We start from the raw sequence: 23,397 nt of genomic DNA on the forward strand, positions 1-23,397 counted from the left end.
AAGCATGGTCCAGGTCGTCCTAAAGGTAGGAAAAACAACAAGACTCTTGAAAGAGAGGCCTTCAAACAATCCATTGGGCTTGTAGCAGTAAAGCGTGGCCGTGGGCGTCCTAAAGGCAGAAAGAACAACAAAACTCTTGAAAGAGAGGCAGCTATACTAGCGCAAACTGATATCCAGTAACTGGTGTTATAGCAGATGCACACGGCATCATTAACTGTAATGTAGCAATGGAAAGATGTCTATCCGTTTTAGAGGTTGAATCGAATGAATCTCTTCTGGCACGAAAGAATATTTTAGGTAATATCTTTGATGTCTTTGTACGAAATTTAGAAAAATTCAGGTAAGACTCGCTTATATATCTTGATGTTAAGTGGTATGTATAATAACTATGCTTGGGGGGGGGGCGTAAAAATCGAAATTTACTGATGATAATTTATGTCGACTAGGTCTCACAATTCTCTGTATCTAGCTTACAACGTGTATTTTTACGTTAAGCAACAAAAGACTTGTTTCCCGCCTTTAACAGAGTTGCACGACTCAAAAATGCTTGTGACTAGCATGTCAGGATGGCTCTCTATTTAGTCAGCCCAATGTATGGGCACAGAGTCAATGCTGAGATGTTTAGTTAAAGCATTCTTATACTGAGAAATGGCTTGGTGTTTAAAAGTCTTGAACCAAGCCTTAAAGACTTAGAGAACAATTCCTTGCTCACAAGCCTGCCTTAGTTTTCGTAGATAAGACACGTAAGCGATGTTAGTCCTAACACTATGCAGTGCAGAGCTAAATTTTCTTTCAACATAAGGTTTTAAGCTGAAGTTATGAAGCAAACCAATAATGCCATCAAGTTCCTGATGGCTCAGTATCGCGCAATCTTCAAGAACGCTAATCTCAAAATGATTCTCGCCGCAGCCGCTGCTGCAGGCGCTTTATCCGCTGGCGCAGCCAATGCCGCAGCTGCCGATGGCAATCTCACCGCTGATGAGTGGGCACAGGCATTTAAGGACGGTAAGGGTACTGTCACTATTACCGGTAAGGACGCCGATAAGGGTGCAGCTGGTAAGTTCCAAAATATCAAATTAACTGGCACTAATGGTTCAGGTACCTCTTTAGAGCTTGGTAAAAATCAGCAGCTCGTTGTCGGCGATTCTAAAGCTGCAACAAACGTTATTAAGGCTGGTGACAGCAATGCCCATAAGATTAATATTAAAGGTGAAGGCACTCTTAAGATTGCAGGCACCAACAAGGGTGGCAAGAGCTATGGTCTTACCTTAGATGGCGCTTCTGGCTCTGTTTTTGTTCAGGTTGACAAGGTTGAAGTTCAGTCTGACTTAATTGTTAAGACCGGTGCTAACAACAGCGCTCATGCAGTGCTACTGGCTAACTCAGTAGTTGTTGGTGATGGCAAGTTCACTGCTGGTGCTGCTGATACGGTTGAAGGTCTTGCTTCTATTACTTTAGGTGATAAGACCGGTTCAGGCGATGCTACCATTGATGCACGTGAAATCACCATCAACAAAGACGGAAAGATTACCTTAGCTGCTCTTATGGGTGCAGAGGGTGCAGATTATGGCACTGACTTAGATGGCGAGCTTCTTAACGTTAATGGCGGTATCCTGAGCTTTGGCTCTACTGCAACTGGAACCCAAAATGTTAAGCCTTCTGCATGTGTAAACGTTGGCAAGATCAATATCAACAACGGCGGTATCTTATCCGTTGCCAAGGGTGTTAGAGGTAGCTTAGACCCTGCAGACGGCGGTGAAGGCATCGTGAATGTTAATGACGGTGCTCACGTTGTTATTGGCGGTACTTTAGGTCTGTATGCTGGCACCATGCGCGTAAGCGAGGGTGCAACTTTAGCTGCATCAGATGCTGATGGTATGCTCTATATCGGCGATGAGAATCATGATGATGACGATATTGCCGTAGTTGAGCTCAGCTCCAAGAAGCTGGCATCTTTCTTAACTGGCAAGGTCGGCACTGAGGCTCTTAAGTACAAGGATGAGTCCAAGATCTTTGATACTGATGCAACCAATGACTTAGCAAACGCAGCTACAGGTAAGGTTAACCTCCAAAACGGCGGTACTATTAAGCTGACCGATTCTGCGAACGTTGATGTTGCTCAGTTTACCTATAATAACTCATCAGCAACCGCAGGTCAGATTTTTGCCGAGGGCGGTACCCTTGCAGGCCAGAACCTCACCGTTTCAAAGAAATTAACTGGTGCTGACAATCTTGAAGTTGCTGCCAAGAACTTAACCTTAGGTTCTACCAACTTAGAGTCTGGCGATTCTCTCGGTGTTGGCAATTTCTGGGCTGAGAACGTTACCTTTGTTAAGAACAAGGGCGGTGAAGATTTTTCCTTCAAGGACAGCTTATACCTCGAGAATGCTGGCGCTGGTTCTATCACTGGTCACGTAGATATTGATGATGGCGAGATTGTTATCGAGAGTGGTAAATACACCGCTAACGGCAATGTTATCTTAACTTCAGGCGCTGCTAATAACGTCGCTCTTTACGTAAAGAACGCTGCATCTGCATTAAAGGTTAACGGCCTGTTCGAGACTACCGAAACTGACGGCAAGGCTGTTATTGAAGACGGTGTTCTTGACTTACGTAATGCCTCAGCCTTAAAGGTTGCTGCTGACACTATTGAGCTTCAGGATGTTGCTGAGCTTTATGTTGATGGCTCTAAGTTTATCACCAAGCCAGGCGACGAAGTTAAGTTCGACGAAACCAAGTTTGCAGCAAATGCTGTAACCGGTGACGCAATGTCAACCCTGCACATCACTGGTCTCGGCTCACTGACCATGGAGCAGTACAAGAGCTTAGTCCAGCAGACACAGTTTGGCGGTAGCTTTGCTGGCTTTAACGTAACCGGCTCTAACGCTTCTGGCAGCATGACTTTTGATGCTTCTAAGATCCTTGCTGGTACTCCAGATAGCGTATATGGCAACACCGTTATGACTATTGGCGATACAGCTATCCAGAAGACCTACTCTTTTGGTGCTGTTAAGTTAGCTCAGGGCGCTGCCGAGCTGACTATTGGTGAAAACACTACTCATGGTGTAGTTAAGCTCACCAACGCAAGCTTAAGCGACAAGGGCTTCTTCGTTGCAAGCAGCGATGGCAACAAGGCTGGTGACGTTCACTTAGCTACCAAAGACTCAGGTCTTAAGTTAGTTGGCACTGGTAAGGTTGGCAACATCACTGCAGCCGCAATCCCAAGCCAAAGCACTACTGAGCGCGAGCGTGGTATGCTCTTAATTGGTGATGCCCATAAGTATGGCTCTGCCAACGTAACTGTAACTGGTAATATCGGTGAAACCGACGCTATTCTCGATGGCATGATGGTTGCCCCAGGCTCAAGCCTCACTGTTGATGGCACTAACATCGATGTACGTCACCTCTATGTAACTCAGGGTGCTAGCTTAAACGCTCCAGAGGCAACCATTACCTTAAATAAAAAGAACTCTGTTTCTGGTCAAGACTATGCCGAGTTCGAGGTTTTAGGTTCTTTAACAGCTAAGAATCTGAATCTTGCTTACAAGGCAGATGCTAATGATGGTGGTGCCCACGTAGTAGCTGGCGGTGCAACCCTCAAGCTCTCTGGCGAGCTCAAGATTGCTCAGGGTGTTAAGCTGAATATTGGTTCAGACGACACCAACGGCTTAGGCGCAGTAGTTATTGCTGATACTCTTGATATGGCTAAGAGCGGTAGCATTTTTGTTGACCCACCATATGGTAAGAAGGCAAGTGCTCTGATCATCAACAAGCTGACTGACAATGAGGTTAAAGGTAAACTGACAGTTGGTCAGAACGCTATTACTGCTATCGGCTTTGCTGACGAAGCTTCTGCAATGGCTGTAGTTGCTGACTACCTCGACGCTAACGGCTCCTTCAACCCAAGCAGCAGAGTTAAGAATGCCTTAGTAATCAACAAGCCTATTACTGTTGCTAATGGCGCTAACATTTCTTTAGGTCCAAATGTAGATCCAAATGGTAATACTGGCTCTTCAGCAGTTAACGTAGCTAAGGGCGCAGGCTTAATCATTACTGATGCAGCCCTGACTAACCCAACTACTGGTGCTAAGGATAAGGTTGCTATTACTGTACAGAGCGGTATGCAGATCGATATCGATGCTGGTACTCCGGTATTACTTGCTGGTAAGTTCACTGCAGCTGATACGAACTTAAAGCTCTTTAGCGGCGGTACCTTAGCTAATGAAGTTAAGGGTCAGTCTGTTAATGGCATGCTGAACTTCACCGTTGGTACTGATGGTAATGTTGCTGAGATCAAGCTTGATTACGAAAAGCTGCAGTCTCAGATGGCTAAGACATCTGGTCCAGTTCGCGACTTAGTTGGTAAGATCCTGGGTGATGATTCTGCTAAGTACGTAACCTCTGGCCTTGGCTATGATTACCTCCACGAGATAGCAACAACCTCTGTTAATGGTGCTGAGATTGATGCTGTAGCCCACGCTGCTACCTTCGCTGGTGCTCAGGTTGCTGCAGTTGCTGCAGTAGGCACTATGGCTGAGGCTATCGGTGGTCGTGTTGGCTCTATGGGTGTAGAGGCTGCTACCATTGCAGCTACTGGCTCACAAGCTAACGGCGGTGTATGGTTAACCCCTGCTTATAAGAATGTTGATGCTGACGGCTTCGACGCTCAGGGCGCTACTTATGGTGCTGATGTTGACCTTACTGGCGTAACCTTTGGTGCTGATACTGTAAGCGGCAACATGCGCTTTGGTGCTGCTTTCAACATCGGTTCTGGTGATGCTGACGGTAAGGGTCAAGGTAACGGCCTGAAGGATGAGTTCGATTACTACGGTGTTGGTATTTACTCAGTAATGGGCTTTGGCTCTTTAGCTTTAGTTGGCGATGCTTCCTTTAACGTAATCTCTCATGAGGTTAAGGGTGCTTCTGGCTCTAAGGACTTTGGTGATGTATCTGCTAAGGCAGACACCACTGCTGTAACCTTAGGCGTAACTGGTCAGTACACCATCGCAACCGAGTTTGCTGACATCACCCCACATGCTGGCATGCGCTTTACACGTTTAGACACTGAGTCTTACGAGATGAAGACTGCTAAGGGCAGCATCGGCAAGACCGACTTTGATGTACAGAACGTCTTCTCCATCCCAGTTGGTGTTGGCGTATCTAAGGCATTTAACATGGGCGATTGGACTTTAGCTCCTAATGCTGACTTAACCTTAACCTTCAACACCGGTGACACTGACGTTAACTCTTCAGTTCGCTTCGATGGTGTTAAGGTTAATACCGTACTCGATACTGAGGTATTAGATAAGGTTACTTATGGTCTGAACTTAGGTCTTGGTGCACAAAACGGTAACTTCGGTACTTCCGTAAGCATCAACTACACTGGTTCTTCCAACACTGACAGCTTAGGCATCAATGCTAATGCTCGTTTCATGTTCTAATTAACCGAACCACACAATAATTAATAAGGCTATTCTGAACGGCCTTACCAAAGCGATCATGACTGATGATTGGATAGAGCATCAGTTGTGGTCGCTTTTTTGCTTTAGGTCGTCAGTAGTGTAAGTGAGCCTTTTTTAGTGGTCTACTCAGTGTATACGGACTTGGCAAGCTTGGTTAAAAACCTCTCTCCAATGAATTGAGCAACCGGCACTGCAACAGCATCTCCCATCGCTTTATAGCCATCGTTGGCACTTCCTGGAAGAACAAAACTATCTGGAGCTCCCATCAAGCGAGCTGCCTCGCGAACCGTCAACAGGCGAGTATGAATTTCATTGGCCTTTTTCACAACTAAATACTGTTTGCTGCTACCGCCTTCAGGGGTTCTAAGGCAACCCGCAATTCCATCAAAGCGCAATTCTAGTTGCTGCTTTCCATGACGTGTGCGGCGATAGCCTGTGGCATAAAACGTTTCGTGTTCATTGAGCTTGACCCAATGTCGCTGAGGAACAAGCTCTAAGATTGCATCTTTATCAAATACAACTTCTTCTTCGATAATATCTTCTAATGTGCTCTGGCGGCTATGAGGCTTGTCAGCATGCCACCAAATCCATCCTGGTAAAGACTTACCTAAGTCGATGGCGGCTTTATTATGCAGATAACAAGGCGTGTCGCTAGTTAGATGTGATGGGATTTTGCTATCACGTTGAACAGCAATAACAAATACCCTTGGTCGTGACTGAGGCACAAATAGAGCAGCATTTAGAACAATAGCGCCACAGTTGTAGCCACGCTCTACAAGCGCCATATGAAGAGCGCGATAATTAGCACCGCCATTTGAGGAAAGCAAACCACTTACATTTTCTAAAACCAATATGCGCGGCTTTTCAAGCATCTCATCTAATACGCGTAGCCATTCCCACACTAAACCGCTTCTAGAGGCATGAATACCATCTAAAGCGCCCGCTAAGGATAAATCTTGGCATGGAAAACTTGCCCAAGATAAATGCGCAAAAGGCAAATCAGAGCCGCTCACATCTTTGATATCCCCAAGCTTAAAATGCTTAAGACCAAAGTTAGCCTCAAATACAGCCGCTTTGTGCTTACTAATATCATTAGCCCATACTGGTTTAAACATACCTTTTAGGCCGTAAGCAACCAGGCCGCTACCGGCGAAGAACTCATGAATTGTCCATGGAGCGCAGGACAAGTCGATTAAACGATTACCATGGTGAGTACCTTGAAGCAAACTTTGCCTCCAGACTTATATGAGTTCTATCTATTGGTCGAAAAGAACAATAGCGAGGAATGCTGTAGCTTTAGTTAATCTTGATTGCTCTGGAGTGCAATTGCTTTCTTTAACAATTCTGCCGAGATGCGTAAGTCCCTATTCTCCTTTTCATATTTGGCGGTTAATTTTTTCTGCTGAGCATTGAGCTTTTCTATGGCTTTTTGATGAGCTCGTTCTTGTTTAGCTAACTTAGCCTCATCGCGGGCTCGAGCTCTCAGTGTAGACTTAGTGCATAGCTCAAGGTTATTTTGAGCCCATTCTTGAAATGCCTTGATCTCGTCAATATCAAGAGCCTTATTGGCTAATAACTCACGCACATCAGGATGGTCATAACCAAGCATTTCGCAGATAGTTGCAATCTTTTGCGCTTCTTTTAATGAGGTCAAACCGCGTGGCATTGGTGCATCTGCAGGGATCTCATTGGTGTACATCATATTGCGGATCTGATAAATGGTGTTGATGTGAACGCCAGTGGCCCTTGAGATTGAGGCAACTGTATCTCCGTTGCGAAGTTGCTCTTCAATCTGAGTCCTAAGTGCTGAATCCAATTTCTTCATAACAAGTAATCTCAAAACGGGCTGATAAGTCTAACTGTACATCTTAGCATGTGCTTGCTGATTTACTTTTAAGTACGTCTTGCTGCTGACTTACATACTTTCTCTGCAATGACAGCGCGTAGCTAAAAGTCTTACCATGCCCCACAAGCTGTGCTCATTCGACCTGCTATGCAGGCAGAGGCTTCTGGTCAACTTGCCTTCTTGCATTGCCTATTACACACGCTGATGCTGTCTTAGCTATTGGGACTGCATTCTCGCAAGGACACCCTCTTTGCCCTGCTCTGACTGGACTCTAACGACACTAAGCTATTAGTGAGAGCAATTAGCAGAGATAGTCTGCTGCAGCAATCCTCAACTCTCAACTACAGCTGCCTAGGATGAGTTGATTGTAAAAGCTTGTTAATCGCTACCTGGCCCTGCTCTGCCATTCATCGACCTACTTTGCTTGCTCTATACACCCTGTTTCTTAATGTGGCCATGCATTGCCTGGTTATGGATTGAAGTTATGGTCTATGGCCTATATCCAGTGTGCTACATACTGCGCCGTATGAATGGATTAACGGACGGTTATTAACGGGTGGCTCTTATGGCTAAGGGGCGGCACTGCTGACCTCTTGCGTAGATAAGAGGGCGGGTGGCAAATAAGCTGGGTCTTAGATGCTCGGTCTTGTGGCTTTTGGGGAGGATTGTCACGTGCTGTGCTAAGGGCTATGTTTGATCATTTGTCGAGGGATTTAGTCTGGTAGCTGTGATATTGAGATCTAATTAATGCTTAGACTCGTGATGAAATGGTGCATCTTAAGATTATGACTATGCATCTAGTGTCAGCTGTGTAATAATTAGTGTGTAGAGAAAGTCTAAGTTTATTGCTGCTACTGATGCGTTGATACTTGAGGCGTTTTTACACCATATGTATATTGCATCACAGCTACTAGCTAGTCTCGCTTGCTTGTTTATGTGGTCTTATGTAAGACTATATGTGGTAGTATGTAAGACTAAATGTGAGCAAATTTTGCTAAGCCTAGATAACTTTGCATAGTGCTTGTGTAAGCTTGACGATGCAAATTTTTCATTAAGTTGCTTAACGCGCTTTGATATACATAGGCTTAGGCTTGATCTGAGAAACGTTACTTAAAAAATACTTGATACAGCAAAATTGTTAAATCTATTTTGTAGAAATGCTCAAAAATCAACAGGACACTTGTCACACAAGTAGTAATTTGATCAAGCCTAGATATTACTGTAAACCCCTATTAATCCTATGATTTATCTATATTTATAGCTTTTAAATCGTTATTTCGCTACAAAAGTAGTATGGTCGATGTGCTGTCTTAATGCATATAATAATATATGAGAATTACTCTTGATATTGAGGGAACGCCACTCGTTTAAAGACGAAGTGAGCGTCATAACACTGGAGTATCACCCTCAATGGCTAGTGGCTATACACCCTAGCAGTCAGTCTTGCTCACGTAGCTTGCTGACACAGAGTAATCTCATAATCAAACATTCAAAGAGAGTCTTTAGATTTCTAAAGACATATGCAGTCAGAAGACTTTTAGTACATGGACTATGACTATTTGATCAAGCGAACTTGAAGTGGTCGTGTCCTAATATTTTACTAGGCACTTTATGTGTCAGTGCTTCTATTGTTATCCGATGCTTCTGACTATGACCTCATTTATTAGGGTTCTACATAACCTTAGCAGATAGACTTAGCCATCTGCATATGAGAAACATAAGGAGTTCTGTCAATGCCTAATTACATCAGCATTGAGAAAGGTATAGAAATCAGACGATTGTACGCTGCTGGCATTAAGGTTTCTGCCATTGCAAGACGTATGGGTATTTCACGCCCTACCGTTTACGCCTACATTCGTGCTGAGCGTGATCCAGAGCCACTTCCAGTTAAGGATCGCGTCCTCCCAGGTAAGAGCATGGTTTTCTACGAGTTTGTTAAAGACCGTATTATCCGTGGCAAGCGTATCGGCAATACTGTAAAGAAGATCTCTGTGCGTGAGATCTTTGAGGAGTTACAGGTGCTTAACTTCTTAGGCCACCCTCCTGTATGCCGTCGTACCATTGACCGTCTTGGCACCTTAATCTACGCTGAGCTCAAAGAGCAGCGCGAGCAGCAGCTGCGTCAAATGCATCCTGCTTTCCGCGTACAAGCTATTCAGCGTGCTTTCGGTCTTTCAGGTGACAGAAACGCCTCCTAGTCTTTAATTAAGACCACATTAACAACTCTAGAAAGGGGCGGTATTAACCGCCCTTTTGCGATCTTATAGCCCTACCACTTCCAGCGCCCGCTCCAAGTCCTGAGCTACAAGAGCCGTTTGTGCAAACCATACCAAAGCACATAAGCTATTTAGCTTGAGTTCCTTTCCTCTCATACCATTAGTTGCTCATACTCGCGCTCAGAGCTACTTAAGGCATGGCTAAATGTGGCTGTGACTGTTGCTTTTGCAAAGCATAGCAGAGCGCTTTTACTGCTTTAGCTTGACTGCCTTTGCTCTCGCAGTACGTGCCATGAGCTGCTCATACTCGCCTTCCGAGCTGCTTAAGACATGGCTCGACGTGGCTGTTGACTATGTATGTGAGCAAGGCCTGCCCTGCCCTGACTTGGCTCACTCACACACTCACTCGCTCGCTTGCTTTGTCTTGCTTTGCTGAGCAAGGTTGACGTTGTTATGGCTCTATAACCGATAAGAAGTAAGCCCCATCATAGTAGGTATCATCAAAGACAAGGTTAAGGGAGTAACCTGTTCCTTCTAAGTATTCATTGCAATGATCTATTATGTACATGAGGTTATCCTCATCGTCTACATAGATCTGGTCTAAGGACTCTTCTAACATCTCAAAGAGATTTTCTGGAAGTTTAGACTCTAGATAGCTCCTAACCTTATCAGCAATATCTTCATCATAAGCGCCAACAAAGAGGCTTTTTCCGTGCCAAGATCCATAGTGTAGCCAAAATACCCCCTCATCGAACCAACCTTCGTCATTTAAAAAATCCTGAAACTCCTTTTCTGTCTTAATAGATAAGATCTCGTTGATGATATGCGCTTGGCTCTCATAGAGCTTAAGATACTGCCCTGAGGCAAATAACAATTTGATTGTTTGTATTTCAACAATGTTCATTTTTTCTTTTCCTACGTAAACTATGGTCGATGGGGGCCTGGGCCTCACTAAGCTTGATTGAGCTTTACGATCTTTATGGGCCTTTGTGGTCTTTATGGCGCTTAAGCGTCGCTGCTAGCTGTGCTACCTTAGGTAGCAGTGTATACAAAAATGCCTGCATTAGCAGGCATCTTGTAAGTGGTGAGTTTGGTTAACCGCGAGTTTTGAAGAACTTTCTAAGCTTTTGGAGTGTCTCTAAGCAGTTATCGCCTACACGGCCAAAGTTATCTGAGTCCTCAAGGAAGGTATCAAAGATAAGCAAGATATAGCGGTTGATACTACCCTCAGCAAGTAAACAGTCCACATCGTAATTTGGTGAATAGTCTGCCTGTAGCGCACGATACACGCCATTATAAACAGCACCAGTTAATAACTGTGGTGGCAGATTCTTTTCTTTATAGCGCTCACCATAGCCTGGATAGTGACCTTCTTTGCACAGTCCTAACATGAGCTGAGCCCAGCTAGCGGAGATAATGCAGATTTGCTTTTCGTTAAACTTAGCGGCGCGATTGGTAAACATCAATAAAGCTGCAATGCGATCCATGATCTGAGCTGGATGAACATAGGCTTGCGAGTTAAAGTTCTCGGTAAAGCTCAAATCGCCGCCAAAAAAGTCGTAATTGTTATAAGCCTTACGGTAAGCAGCAAGTTGTGCAGGCATTGGTATACCAAAGTTTGCCTGATACTTCTTACCCTTGAAAAATACCACGAGTAAAATGATGACCAATGCTCCGAGAAGCACAAAGATAAAGATGAAATTGGCCGTGCTACCAAGGGTCAACCTAAGTGCCGCAAAAGTAATTAACAGTAAACCGACAAGCCCGGTCACCTTAAAAATGACAGACATAGGTTAGTCCCCAAACATTTGTCAAAATCAACCACTAAGTTCCTGTTTGTTGGCTCGCTATCAAACAGAAACTCCAAAAGCAATAAATCATTGTAAGTCTAAGTGCAAAGATCGTTAGCGCCTACATATTCTAAGTGTGAGTTAATCCTTAGTTTGCTGCGCGATCTCATAACAAAGTGACGTATCTAGGCACCTTAAGAAACTCTTTGTGAAACAAATCGCTACGATCAATCCTGTCACTAAGCTCTGCTATCAATAAGATCGCAGCATATCAAGGCGGCTAATTGCGCAACAAGCACAGAGCGAGCCTTAAGCAAAGTGATAGCCCATCATCGAGCCCCAACACAAGCGCATGCCTAAGCTCAAGAAAGTCACCAAGCCGCGCTTAGATCACAGCAAGTGGCCATGAGATCACCGCGTCACCATAGCTCCATGACACACCATTACTCATCACATGTGAGCCTAACGTGAGATCTTGGATAAGCATAATGCTATAGGCCCTTTAATGATCTAGAGGCATGGCTAGCTACATAAACTTAACAAAGTGGCCGCAATACTATCAGCTTTGCTATCAAGTTGCCATACGATCTCACGATTAAATCGTGAGACAAGATACTGCTCACACCCATGAACTATAGATATTACTTTGATCCAATCCCGCCTCTTTGCCACCTTTAAGATCACCTCAATCGTCCTGCCACTATCATGAAAAGATCGACAAGAGTTGTTGTAATGGTGAGTGCCTCTAATATTTGGTGCTTTTATCACTTATCCCCATGCCAACCATACAACACCAGGTTCAAGTATAGAAGTACGAAGGATCGCCGCTCACCATCTTATAAACTGACCAGTAATGACTGAGCCTTGCGCAAGCACGTCTTACCTGCAGCTGTGCTATTAAAGCGTGCCGTGACAAGCTCCCACTACCAGCAATATGATTACGATCTTGATATCTGTCCATAAAGAGATCACAGATCGCCATGCACTTGCTGCTTTATCGAGCCTAGCCTATCCTTGTCTACTTATACATAGCGACATAGTTCTCTATGAAGCACGAATCCTTTAGCAGTACAAGCTTTTTATTGCCGCAGTGTAAGCGCAAAGCTTTACTACCTGCGCCCTGTCTTTAACGCTATATGGGGATGCACTGTAGGCTTACGCTTAAGCACGTGTGAATCAAGACTCACTTGTCGTAGCAAAGTCAGCGTTACATAGCTTTGTGATCTAGTTGCTTGTGATGCATGTGATGCCAGTGATACCTGCACTTGCAGCTATGCCCTGCATAAGCTGGCTGAGCTTGCCTAGTGCTATTAGCTGTGCGGATACAAGCGCCCGCTCAAAAATGCTCACAACATGGCGGGCACCCCCTTACAAAGCAATGCCACGCAAACAAGCGCCATTTTAAACAGTCACTTAGCTTGAGGTTACAATAGCTGCAGACTGTAGCTTAAGTGCCATGAGCATTATGGCCTTAGTTGCAGCGCTGAGTGCTGAGGCCTTAATGCATTTTAAACACTACTCTTAGCTTGAGCTTACAATAGCTGCAGAATGTAGCTTAAGTGCCATGAGCATTATGGCCTTAGTTGCAGCGCTGAGTGCTGAGTCCTTTAAGCACTAGAGCTTAGCTTTTAAAGGCAAGGCTTTATGTACGCTAGGCTATGAGAACATAGCTTAGAGCGATTTAGCGACAAGATTAGAGGAGTATTTGATGGGCAGAGCTGGAACCACAAGAGATTTTGAAGCGCCACTGGCGAATTTATTAGTTGGTACTTGTGACCTGCAAGTTTACTCAGGGCATAAAGTTTACCTATCAGTGGTGCTCGATGCCTATAGCCGTGTTATTTTGCAGTTCATAGCTTCACTTGAGAACAATGAAAGCGTAGTTCTCAATATGGTCGATAAGGTAGTTGAAAACCTCCAACGACCTGCCACTATCTACTTTTGTCAGCGCGGTGGCTACAAAAACAAGATCTACCAAGAGTATATTGAGTCCCAGCCTATGCTCAAGGCTCCTACATCTACCTCATATATTAGCAATTACGTCAACTCATTCTTTGCCCGCTATTTGGAGTTTAGCTTTGCAAGGGGTGGTTTTGAGGCACCTACTTTTGATGACTTCTTTGAGACAGTAAAATCTTATGTGGACCTCTACAATTACGATTTTCCACACGCTTCAATAGGACGAAGATTTGCTATGTGCGTGTTCAACTATGGCTTGCCTAAAGGCAAAAGACGCTCTAGTGGTGTAGTGGCCTATACAGAGGAACAGATGATAGAGATTAGAGCCAAAGCGCAGCGCTTAAGAGAGCAAGGTGTTCCAGAAAGAAGTATCGCCGAGCCACGCAACTAAGCAAGCTTAGCATACACAGCAGCCTAAAACATTGCTAAGCTAATGCACCGCTCATGTTTAAGCACATAAACAAAGGCCACTTAGGCATTTAAGCTAAAGCAAGATGCTAGAAGCCAGCAGGCATGTTTTAAACAACTGCATAGTCTTGAAGTTACAATAGAGGCACGCTGTAAGTTACCGCCCTAATCATTTGCACTGGGTGGCTAAGTCGTTAGTGGATAAGATCAGTGCATGGCGCTTTGATACATAGGCCATGCGCTGATCCTCTAAAGGATGAGCATAAGTTTTGGGCAAATTATGGCTTGCGTATACGTCAAGTTATGAGGCCATGAGTTGATTGCGTGCGCAGTTTTTAGCATAAATACAAGGAGTTATTGATGGCAAGCAAAGTTAAAAGAGATTTTGAAGGGCCGCTAAAGCACTTATTAGTTGGAACATATGACCTGAAGGTTAAAATCGAGGGACGTTGGGTTTACCTAATGGTGGTGCTTGATGCTTATAGCCGTGCCATGTTGCAATTGCACACAACTTTTGACAATAGCGAACGCGAGGTTATCAGGTTGGCAGATAAGATAGCAGGAATGCTTGAAAAACCTGCCACTATCTATTTTTGTCAGCGTGGTGGCTCAAATAATAAGATCTACAAGGAGTACATTGAGTCTCACCCTATGCTCAAGGCTCCTGAATCAAGCTCATATATTAGCAATTACATGAACTCATTTTTTAACCGTTTTATGGAAACACCATATGCTTTTGTAGCTCTACAGACTGGCTCCTTAAGTAGGTTAACTGATGTCTTGCTAGCGAATATGGACGACTACAATTGTCAGATGCCACACTCTTCACTTGGCGGTAGACCTCCAATGACCATTTTTAACTTTGGCTTTCCTCAAGGCCCAAGTCCCCGTGCTGGCCGTGCGTACTATTCACTAGAACAGATGGAAGAGATTAGAGCGAAGGCTCAGCGCTTAAGAGCGGATGGTGTTCCTGAAGAGCTAATTGCCGAGCCACTTAGATAACTACACCTTAGATCAAACAACTATCCTCAAAGACTGCTTAGTCACATGCGCCTTTCATGTTGTACAACTTAAACAAGGGGCTCATAAGCATTTAAGCTGTAAGCTATTTGTCCATGCCATAAGCCTAGCAAACTTAATTGCTTATACAGCGCCCCTGCCCTGCCCTGCTAAGCTCATACTCAGTAAAGCTTAGCTTAGCTTAGTTGAGACAATTATTTAATTAGCTTGCGCCTAAGAGGTTGGGGTGGGCCTAGTTTTTGTGAACTCAATATTGCTGTGAGTACCGCTTTTACCTAAATAACATTATGAAAAGGACTTATTATGGCCTTATCATTTTCAAAAACATTCCAATTTAAGCCGTATGAGCATTTGCTGTGCGGCACTAAGGAGCTGACGACTCCAAAAGGCAAGACCTATTACTTGACCGTAGTGATGGAAGTCTATAGTAGATTCATTGTGAGCTATGATCTAAGCAAAACGCAAAGTGATGCCTCAGTGATTAAAGCACTCAAAATCGCTGAAGAATGTATAGTCAATCGGGCAATACCACACGTGACAGATAAATCTTTTGTGCATTTTACTCAGCGTGGTGCCGCTAAAAATCGAGCATACATAGACTACGTTGAAAGGAGCACGCGATTTGTGATGCCTGTGGAGGCATTCAAGAACAAAAATGTTATGGCTGCGTTTTGGCGCAGGTTCACAGAAGATTTTGTTGAACGCTTCTATAGGCACTTGACCTCGTATAAGGTCTTAGATGATTATATTTATACGTATTGTCAATACAATAACGATGAGCGTCCTCACGAACCTCTATTTGGTCTTACGCCAAGGCAATTCTTGGAAGGCGCGTTGATGCGCTACGCTGATAGTCGTTAACAATCTAAAACTTAAGCCAAAGCTGCTTTTATGTAGCTTGCAATGTGCTCATCACCCACTAAGCTGCGTATGACTTGGCATCAACACTGCCAAGCTTTAGCTATACTCAGCTTAGCTTACTTAAGGCAGTTCTTTAAGGTAAAAGCAGTACGTGCCTCAGATACAAGTCCATAAGTGCTATACGTTTACTGCCCCACATCAGCGTCTCAATATATCTTTGAGGCTTCATTTGATTAGAGGCTACATCTGATACACTTTTGATAAATACATCAGCCTGTTAGCACCATACTATGAGCAGGAGAGTTCATGGCCAGTTCAAGTAAACCTTTAGTCATCACCGGACCATATGAGCATTTGCTATGCGGCTCTATGGAGCTGAGGATTCGCAATCGCAAGACCTACTACTTCACCCCAGTGATGGAGGCCTATAGTAGGCTCATTGTGAGCTACACGCTAGATAAAGATCCTAGTGAAAAGCCTGTGCTCGAGTCACTAAGATATGCCGAGAAGTATTTAGGCGCTCCTGCTCACGCTCACCTAAATCTTAAAGCAACCATACATCTCACGCAGCGTGGCGCTAGTAAAAATCAAGCGTACATCGACTTTGTAAAGAATAGTCAGCGATTATTGATGCCAGAAGAAGGCTTCAAGCGCAACAATAGAATGACTTCATTTTTTAGCAGGTACACAGGCGAGTGCTTTAACTACTATTACTCCGAGCTCACCTCGTTTAAGGCGCTTGGTGCATTTACTATGGATTTTTGTAAATACTACAACGAAGAACGTATTCAAGCAGGTCTTGAGTGGCACACACCCAAGGAATACCTACACATTGCCGTCAAAAAGCTCAATGAGGAATATGCGCAGTCGCAAGTTAAAGCTCAAACCCAAGCCAAAGCTCAAGCTTAATATGCGCAAGTGCAAACTCAAGCAAAAGCGTACAGTGGTAGTTTATGCACCTGTACGTGCTCATTATCATGACTTAATTAAAGTCTTATGGCGATCCTACGATACGACCGGGATAACATACTATAAACTCACCACTTGCCTATGCGCATAGTGCTCTTTAAAAATTAGTTTATCACTCTAGCGCTCGGATCATTGCTGCTAGTTGCCCCCCACAAAGATGTTAATGTCAGATTACGCGTATACTCAAGGGATTCCTTGAACGTCAAAGGTATCTTTCAAAGTGATCCTTAGATACTCTAATTGTCTATGACAAACTAATTTTTAAAGAGCACTTTGCGGCTAACGCTTGTATGTGATAATGAACATCTTACGAGATCGCCATAGAAATGATAAGGCAGTTTACGTATTATTGGCCTTTAGACTAGGGTGCATAAATTAATCCGTGAAATCACATCTGCAGCTCGTTTAGGCGGAGGTGAAGGCTTAGATCTCGAGTCCATCACTTACGAGGGTTACGGTGTTGGTTGCGACTTAGGTACCTCAGGTTCTGATGATCTTGAGATGTAATTAATCCTCATCTCAAAATAATCTTGCACCTCAAGGATGAACTTTATTTATCCTTGTGGCCATAATGAAAATGCCGCAGCATGACACCAAAATTTCGTCATGCTGCGGCATTTTTGTTTCCATTCACCAAAAATAGCCATTGAATAGCAACGGCCACTTAATATTATTTTGGTTTAGCAATGCCCCTAGCATTGATGTCAGGGTGTTGATACTCAATAGCATAAGTGCCGTCACGGTTAATCCTAGAGACAGCAGCAACTTGCTTAAGAGCATTGCTAATGACAATGCAATAGCGGTGCGGATCGGAGTTAAGCAAACTAAAGCCATACTTACGATCGACCATTTGCTTAGAGCCTTCATTAAGCTTCTTGATGATATTATCGCGACAGCGTGCTAGCTTAAACTCAATTACCACGTCAGGTACCTTTAAACCATTTCCTTGCTTATAAATCACAAAATCTGCATAGCCAAATAGGGATGCGGCTTCACGCTGTGCATAAAATCCTGAGCACATCATTGAAAAGCCTATGATCGAGGAAAGAACTTCCTCGTAATTAGGTTCTTTGAAGATCTTTTGATCAAAACAATTGAAGATGTTGCTAAATAGATCAGCAATACCCTTAGCGCCTTGATGCAGGCGTTCAAATACTTCTTTCTTATTACTAAGCAAGCTAAAGAGCTTATGGTTTACACCAGGCATTCCTTCTGGGTGATCTTGGAGTTCGTCAATTAAAAGAGTTGCTAAAGAGTTAGCTACCTCATGATTGGCTAAACCCAAGTATGCAACGTTATCTATAACCTCCTTAATGCTTAAGTAGCCAGCTTGGAACAAAATGGCTATAGCATTAGCTAAGGTGATATTCTTAATATTGTTAAGTTTGACAATTAGTCTGTTTACATCAATAGATAGAAGTTGTTTGTTAGCTTGATTTGTTGCCGAATTATCTATTGCCAAGCTAAATACTGGGAAAAGGCCCTCGATTACATCGGCCATTGATGCATCAACCGCTGTCTTTTTATCTATTGGGTTTTGATAGATGCTGTTAAGAAGCTGGTTAACAATGGCATGATTACATTGCTGTAACAGTTTGAGTATAAATGATGATCGAGCTCCTGTGTTCGTCCAGTAGTTGTTAAACCCCTCTTCAGGTTCGCTAAGGAATAAAGAGACACTGACAGGGCTAAATACGCGCTCCTGTTCAGATGGCTTTTTTGAAAAGCTATAACCATCGTAAAAATAGCTCATAGCCTTTAGAAGCTCATCGTGGCTTAGGTTTGTGACTTCTTGAGCTCTCTTTAGCTCAGGTGCAAAGTAGTGCTCAATTTCTTCACGTGTATAGCCACAGCAGGTTGCATATTTACTATCAAGACTGATATTTCTGAACTGATTTGCACCAGAGAAGATTGATGTTTGAGAGTACGAACTTACACCAGTAATAAAGACCAAACGAAAGCAACGTAGACTTTTGATAGTAGAGAAGAATGATGTGTAGATTGGCAGTAGCTGTTCAAAGAGCTCTGGATTATCTAAATTTTTTGATAGAGGTGCGTCATACTCATCAATAAGTAACACAACTCTATCACTACAAAATGGGCGATCTCCTTCCTTTAACTCAGGATGAGCTGCTAAAAACTCTTCGTCTTTAAGCTTTGCTAAACAGTCGTATAAAAAAGATTTAAAGCAGTCGCTTATGATTAAATTTGTATCTAATGTAATGCCAAAGTATTTTGAAAAAATATTAAGACTTGAGCGGAAAGCAACCTCAAATTCTTCGGCAGATTCGCAGTATATATTGCTCCAGTCAAAGTGAAAGACGAAATAGCGATTAGGATCTGGCCAATGCTCGTGGCAGTAGAGACCTTCTGTGCCTACTGTGCCTTTAGAAAACAGATACTCAAGTGTATCTACTAACGTGCTTTTGCCCATACGACGTGGTCTAGTGAGCAGATATTGTGCGTATGTAGAGGCCATCTCGCATACAGGTCTTGTTTTATCAACATAGACCGTGGTCTTATTAATCAGTTGATCAAAAGACAAGCTTTCGCCTGTGGTTATAATACGCATTGTCATAGAATCCACCTCGATACTGATCAAAGAAAAAGACTTTACCTAGACGACGATAGGAGCACAGAAATCCATGAGCTTATCTATTTTCTATTAGTCTAATCATACACCTTTCATTCAAGGAATATCTAACTCCTGCGAAATGATATATGGCGAACCTACGATATGACCGGGCATCACATACAATAAACACACCACTTGCCCATGCACATATTGCGGCTAACGCTTGTATGTGATAGTGATCATGATACGAAATCGCCATATTAAAGTCTCTAGCTGCGCCTAACTAAACGAAGATTGGCTTTGTTAGGCAACACTTGGCTAAGCTATACTTACACTGCATGATGGTTAGTGACTTTACTTATATGCTTTTGCTATGTGAATGAGCATATGGGCCTTAGGACATAAGTGTCTAAGTACATAAAGACCAATGTCCCTATCCTTATTATTTCCCATCAGCAGCTACGTACCCATCAGACCTTGAGGCTATAGAGGCTATAGCAGTATCTGCTTTGACACCCTCATAATCTTAGAGGCTTGGTAAGATGCACTTTTGCTAAAAACATCAGCCTTTAAGCCCAATCCCAATACTATGAACAGGAAATCCCATGGCCACTTCAAGCAAATCCTTAGTCATTACCCGCCCATTTGAGCATTTGCTGTGCGGCACTATGGAACTGAGGCTGAAAATCGCAAGACCTACTAGTTTACCCCAGTGATGGAGGCATATAGTAGATTTATTATGTGCTTATCACTCGTCAAAGAGTTAAATGATGATGCGGTGTTCGGTGCGCTCAGGCCTATCGAAAATGATTTAGTCCATCCTAAGTTCTTTGAAGTAACAGATAAGGCATACTTGCATCTTACTCAGCGTGGCGCAGCTAAAAATCAAGCATTCATAGACTATGTTGAGAAGAGCCCAATCTTTTTGATGCCTGAGGAAGGCTTTAAGCGCAACAACATCATGACTGCATTTTTTAGCTGGTACACAAGCGAGTGCTTTAACCACTATTATTCCGATCTCACCTCGTTCAAAGCGCTAAATGAGGTTACTATGGAGTATTGTAGATACTACAGCGATGATCGTGGTCAGGAAGGACTTGCATTCCATACACCCAAGGAGTTCTTGCAAATAGCCATCAACAAGCTCAATGAAGAGTATGCGCAGTCGCAAGCTAAAGCTTAAAGTGGTCATTTATGCACCTGTGCGTTCCCATTTTCATGCTTTCATTAAGTTCCTAGCTGCGCATAACTAAGCCAAGAGAAGCCAAGCTTTGCTTGGCAACCACAGCAATGCTGTGCCTACTTTGTGTGGTGGTCAGTGGTTTTGCCCATATGCTTTTGCAATGTAGATAACGTACATGGACATATGAGCCTAAGGACATAAGGGGTAATGGCAGAAACAGTTCGTGCCAGAATGGTATTCGATAGGATTATGGCCCTATCCTTATCAGTGCCCCATCACAAGCTACGAGCCCATCTGACTTTGAGGCTACAAAGGTGATATCTGTATGAGCATCGGAATTAGCATATACAAGAGGCTTGATAAGATGCTCTTTTGCTAAAAACATCAGCCCTTAAGAGCAATACTATGAGCAGGAGTGTTCATGACCAGTTCAAGTAAACCCTTAGTCTTTAACCGCCCATATGAGCACTTACTGTGCGGCACTATGGAGCTTAGGATTAAAAATCGTAAGACCTACTACTTCACCCCAGTAATGGATGCTTATAGCAGATACATTCTGTGTTATGCCTTACCGCCGTATCAAAATGACAGCGTGGTGATTGATGTACTAAAACTTGCCGAACAGTCTTTAAATGACCCATCTGTAGCCCATCTAACTGTGCCTGCTACTGTGCATCTGTCGCAGCGAGGTGGAAGTAAAAATCAAGCCTACATCGACTTTGTGAACAACCATCCACGCTTTTTGATGCCTGAGGGAGGCTTCAAACGCAGCTATATCATGACAGCGTTTTTTGGCAGATTTACTGTCGAGTGTTTTGATCCAAGTTACCATCTGCTCACCTCGTATAAGATGCTCAATGAGGTGATTATGGACTTTTGTAAATACTACAACGACTCCCGCATTCACGAAGCGCTTGACTATCAAACACCAAAGAAAATCCTGCACAAGGCCTTTACTCAGCTTGCATGGGAGTATGCAAAAGCTCAGGCTAAAGCCAAAACTCAGGCTCAAGACGAGGATCAACAAAAGGCTCAAGGCAAGGATCAAGACAAGACTCAATCCTCCGTCCAAACTTAATCGCACCTGCAGCTTACTTTTGTTATGTATGATGCGACCTACTTGGGTTTATGATGTGAGGTGCTAAGTAAAAGCTTAGCTGTTTGTAAGCTAGCACTACTCTTAATACGCTAGCTGAGCATGCCAATATAGCTTAAAAGGAAACGCCATGAGACCAATTAGTAATGCTTTAGTCATTAAGCGGCCCTTTGAGCACTTAATCACTGGCACTTGTGAACTTAAGACCCGCACAGGTGAGAAGTTCTACTACACTGTGGTCATGGAGGCCTATAGCCGAGCTATTTTGTCGCACTCGCTAGTTGAGACATTATCTGAGGATGTAGTGATAGCTACCATTGCCATGGCTGAGAGATTTCTGTGGAAGAAAGCTACCTTGCACATCACGCAAAAAGGCGCGGCCACTAACGACAAGTATCTACAGTTTGTTGCCAACCACCCGCGCTTTGTTATGCCCAAACACGGCTTTAAGCCCGTCACTATCATGACCTCGTTCTTTTGCAGGTACAAAGATGAAGGCTATATCTTCTTTTACGATAAGCTCTACTCTTATGAAGTGCTCAAGGACAGTGTTGATTATTACTATTTCCACTACAATTACATTCGCGGACAAACAAGGTGCGAGGGGCGTACTCCCGTTGAAATCTTGCAAGAGGCTATGGCAGGCAAGCGCATTAGCAATAAGGAGCTAGCACACTTTCTAACGCGCCTTGACCATCAGTGACACTCGCTTAATCGCCTACTCTTTTGCATATAGAGTCCCTGCCGCGCTGCATCTCTTTAGGAGCACTTATTCATCACCACTTGCTACATACTACGAAAGCCAATATAGCTAAAGGATCGATATCTAAGATACAGTTACACTCTCAAACCAGGCTTAAGCACACGCTAGCAAGGATCCGAGATATAAGTGCTAGGCATCTATAAGGCTTCACTATACTTAGCCTATGTTCACCTTGCTATGCTAGTGTGAGACCAACTCTTGAGTTACTTAATGACGTATTTAGGAGACTTTTTATGGATTTATCCTTAAAACAAGCTATTGAGATCGTAATGGATTGGCTCTATGGAATGGATGAGAGAGAAGTGGCTAAGAAGCATAATGTGGAGGTGGAGACAGTAACAAAATTGTCTAATGATGCGCTTATCTCTAATGCAGCCAGGGAGAGTATGTATGGCTCCCCTTCACAAATGGATGACATGATTAGAATTAGTTTGAAGCTTACCGAAACTGAGGCCATGAACATGTATGTGTTAGATCAAGAGGAGGGCCTTAAGGCTAGTTACTTCATCATCTTAGCCTGCCAAGAGGCTGATGTTGATGTCATGGATGCGCTAGATTATGGCAAGGATGTCTATGAAAGGTTTCAGTCGTTACGAAACGAGCACTTTGGCTCAGATGACCAGTCATCTAAGTAAGCGACAGCCATATCCAATAAGCAAGCACTCTCTTGCTAACTAAAAGAGTAAGTGCAAACTGAGCTAACGAGCTCATGAGTGAACGTACCCTCGCATCTGCTAATACGCACGCTACCTTATGCTCAAGAATTTTCTCTACCACCACTTAAGGCTAGCACGTTGAGCTCTATTAGATGCTCAGTCATGGATGCTCAGACATTTGAGCAGGCAATCATGCTCTTCAAAAGCTATTTAGTGCCATAATCTAGTCAAATGTGCTAGCTAATGGCTTTTATAGACTATTCTCTTAGACTAGTATAGCGTTCCATAAGTATATACACTAATTTAGCATTAAACACTGTATAAGTGATATATTAGAGGAACATCCTGGCAGGAGTTCCTTTTTATGTCACGCCCAGTAACCAAAATTGTTCGTCTCAGTAACGATGAAGCAGCTGATGTTGCTAAAGTTCTGAGAGAAAGAAACCAGACACACACAGCCTTTAGGAATGCCACAATTCTCTCATTAGCGAATTCTGGCAAATCTCCAAAAGACATAGCCAATGAGGTACATGTAACTCGTAAAACTGTGCATACTGTCATAAACAAGTACTTAAAGTACGGGCTTTCATCAT

18 protein-coding genes are annotated in these 23,397 nt (G+C 43.5%); 13 read left to right on the forward strand and 5 right to left on the reverse strand.

The window, feature by feature from the left end:
- On the forward strand, nt 1-180 hold a 180-nt coding region (locus tag H524_RS17605), incomplete at its 5' end, for a hypothetical protein (protein ID WP_044121916.1).
- A 638-nt stretch (nt 181-818) separates the two neighbouring features.
- A complete protein-coding gene (locus tag H524_RS0109100) occupies nt 819-5,441 on the forward strand; it encodes an autotransporter outer membrane beta-barrel domain-containing protein (protein ID WP_027939996.1) in 4,623 nt (1,540 codons plus the stop codon).
- A gap of 143 nt (nt 5,442-5,584) precedes the next feature.
- Here H524_RS0109100 and H524_RS0109105 read toward each other — a convergent pair whose 3' ends face one another.
- Nucleotides 5,585-6,688, reverse strand: coding sequence for a DNA cytosine methyltransferase (locus H524_RS0109105; protein ID WP_027939997.1), 1,104 nt, complete (start codon nt 6,686-6,688; stop codon nt 5,585-5,587).
- Nucleotides 6,689-6,762: 74 nt separating this feature from the next.
- A complete protein-coding gene (locus H524_RS0109110; RefSeq protein WP_027939998.1) occupies nt 6,763-7,287 on the reverse strand; it encodes a hypothetical protein in 525 nt (174 codons plus the stop codon).
- 1,754 nt (nt 7,288-9,041) lie between these two features.
- On the opposite strand from H524_RS0109110, the gene H524_RS0109115 reads away from it, so the two are divergent.
- Nucleotides 9,042-9,506, forward strand: coding sequence for a helix-turn-helix domain-containing protein (locus tag H524_RS0109115; RefSeq protein ID WP_027939999.1), 465 nt, complete (start codon nt 9,042-9,044; stop codon nt 9,504-9,506).
- Between the two features lie 469 nt (nt 9,507-9,975).
- Here H524_RS0109115 and H524_RS0109130 read toward each other — a convergent pair whose 3' ends face one another.
- Together H524_RS0109130 and H524_RS0109135 are read right to left on the reverse strand one after the other, a co-directional pair.
- A complete protein-coding gene (locus tag H524_RS0109130) occupies nt 9,976-10,428 on the reverse strand; it encodes a hypothetical protein (protein ID WP_027940001.1) in 453 nt (150 codons plus the stop codon).
- 190 nt (nt 10,429-10,618) lie between these two features.
- Nucleotides 10,619-11,314 (reverse strand): hypothetical protein, encoded by a 696-nt coding sequence (locus H524_RS0109135; RefSeq protein WP_156907592.1) that lies wholly within the window; start codon nt 11,312-11,314, stop codon nt 10,619-10,621.
- Nucleotides 11,315-13,022: 1,708 nt separating this feature from the next.
- Between H524_RS0109135 and H524_RS0109140 the strand changes: the two genes are divergently transcribed.
- From H524_RS0109140 to H524_RS17330, 5 genes are all read left to right on the forward strand, one after another.
- Entirely contained in the window at nt 13,023-13,664 is a 642-nt protein-coding gene (locus H524_RS0109140) for a hypothetical protein (protein ID WP_027940003.1), read from the forward strand.
- Nucleotides 13,665-14,041: 377 nt separating this feature from the next.
- Nucleotides 14,042-14,683, forward strand: coding sequence for an integrase core domain-containing protein (locus tag H524_RS0109145; protein WP_027940004.1), 642 nt, complete (start codon nt 14,042-14,044; stop codon nt 14,681-14,683).
- 321 nt (nt 14,684-15,004) lie between these two features.
- A complete protein-coding gene (locus H524_RS0109150) occupies nt 15,005-15,562 on the forward strand; it encodes a hypothetical protein (RefSeq protein WP_027940005.1) in 558 nt (185 codons plus the stop codon).
- 306 nt (nt 15,563-15,868) lie between these two features.
- Nucleotides 15,869-16,471, forward strand: coding sequence for an IS3 family transposase (locus H524_RS0109155; protein ID WP_027940006.1), 603 nt, complete (start codon nt 15,869-15,871; stop codon nt 16,469-16,471).
- Nucleotides 16,472-16,897: 426 nt separating this feature from the next.
- Nucleotides 16,898-17,038 carry a hypothetical protein gene (locus H524_RS17330; protein ID WP_156907593.1) on the forward strand — a complete coding sequence of 47 codons (141 nt, stop codon included), beginning with the start codon at nt 16,898-16,900 and terminating at the stop codon, nt 17,036-17,038.
- Nucleotides 17,039-17,201: 163 nt separating this feature from the next.
- Here the strand turns inward: H524_RS17330 and H524_RS0109165 are convergent, their stop codons facing one another.
- Nucleotides 17,202-19,109: an AAA family ATPase gene (locus H524_RS0109165; RefSeq protein ID WP_027940007.1), complete on the reverse strand. Its 1,908-nt coding sequence runs from the start codon at nt 19,107-19,109 to the stop codon at nt 17,202-17,204.
- 736 nt (nt 19,110-19,845) lie between these two features.
- Between H524_RS0109165 and H524_RS0109170 the strand changes: the two genes are divergently transcribed.
- The 5 genes from H524_RS0109170 to H524_RS17075 form a co-directional block, all read left to right on the forward strand.
- Nucleotides 19,846-20,289 (forward strand): hypothetical protein, encoded by a 444-nt coding sequence (locus H524_RS0109170; protein WP_156907594.1) that lies wholly within the window; start codon nt 19,846-19,848, stop codon nt 20,287-20,289.
- A 421-nt stretch (nt 20,290-20,710) separates the two neighbouring features.
- Nucleotides 20,711-21,367 carry an IS3 family transposase gene (locus H524_RS0109175; RefSeq protein WP_027940009.1) on the forward strand — a complete coding sequence of 219 codons (657 nt, stop codon included), beginning with the start codon at nt 20,711-20,713 and terminating at the stop codon, nt 21,365-21,367.
- A gap of 148 nt (nt 21,368-21,515) precedes the next feature.
- On the forward strand, nt 21,516-22,088 hold the full coding sequence (locus H524_RS0109180; RefSeq protein ID WP_027940010.1) for a hypothetical protein: 573 nt from the start codon (nt 21,516-21,518) through the stop codon (nt 22,086-22,088).
- Nucleotides 22,089-22,381: 293 nt separating this feature from the next.
- Entirely contained in the window at nt 22,382-22,783 is a 402-nt protein-coding gene (locus tag H524_RS0109185) for a hypothetical protein (RefSeq protein WP_027940011.1), read from the forward strand.
- A gap of 385 nt (nt 22,784-23,168) precedes the next feature.
- On the forward strand, nt 23,169-23,397 hold a 229-nt coding region (locus tag H524_RS17075; protein ID WP_044121903.1), incomplete at its 3' end, for a helix-turn-helix domain-containing protein.

The organism is Anaerobiospirillum succiniciproducens DSM 6400, from assembly GCF_000482845.1.
Classification (GTDB): Bacteria; Pseudomonadota; Gammaproteobacteria; order Enterobacterales; family Succinivibrionaceae; genus Anaerobiospirillum; species Anaerobiospirillum succiniciproducens.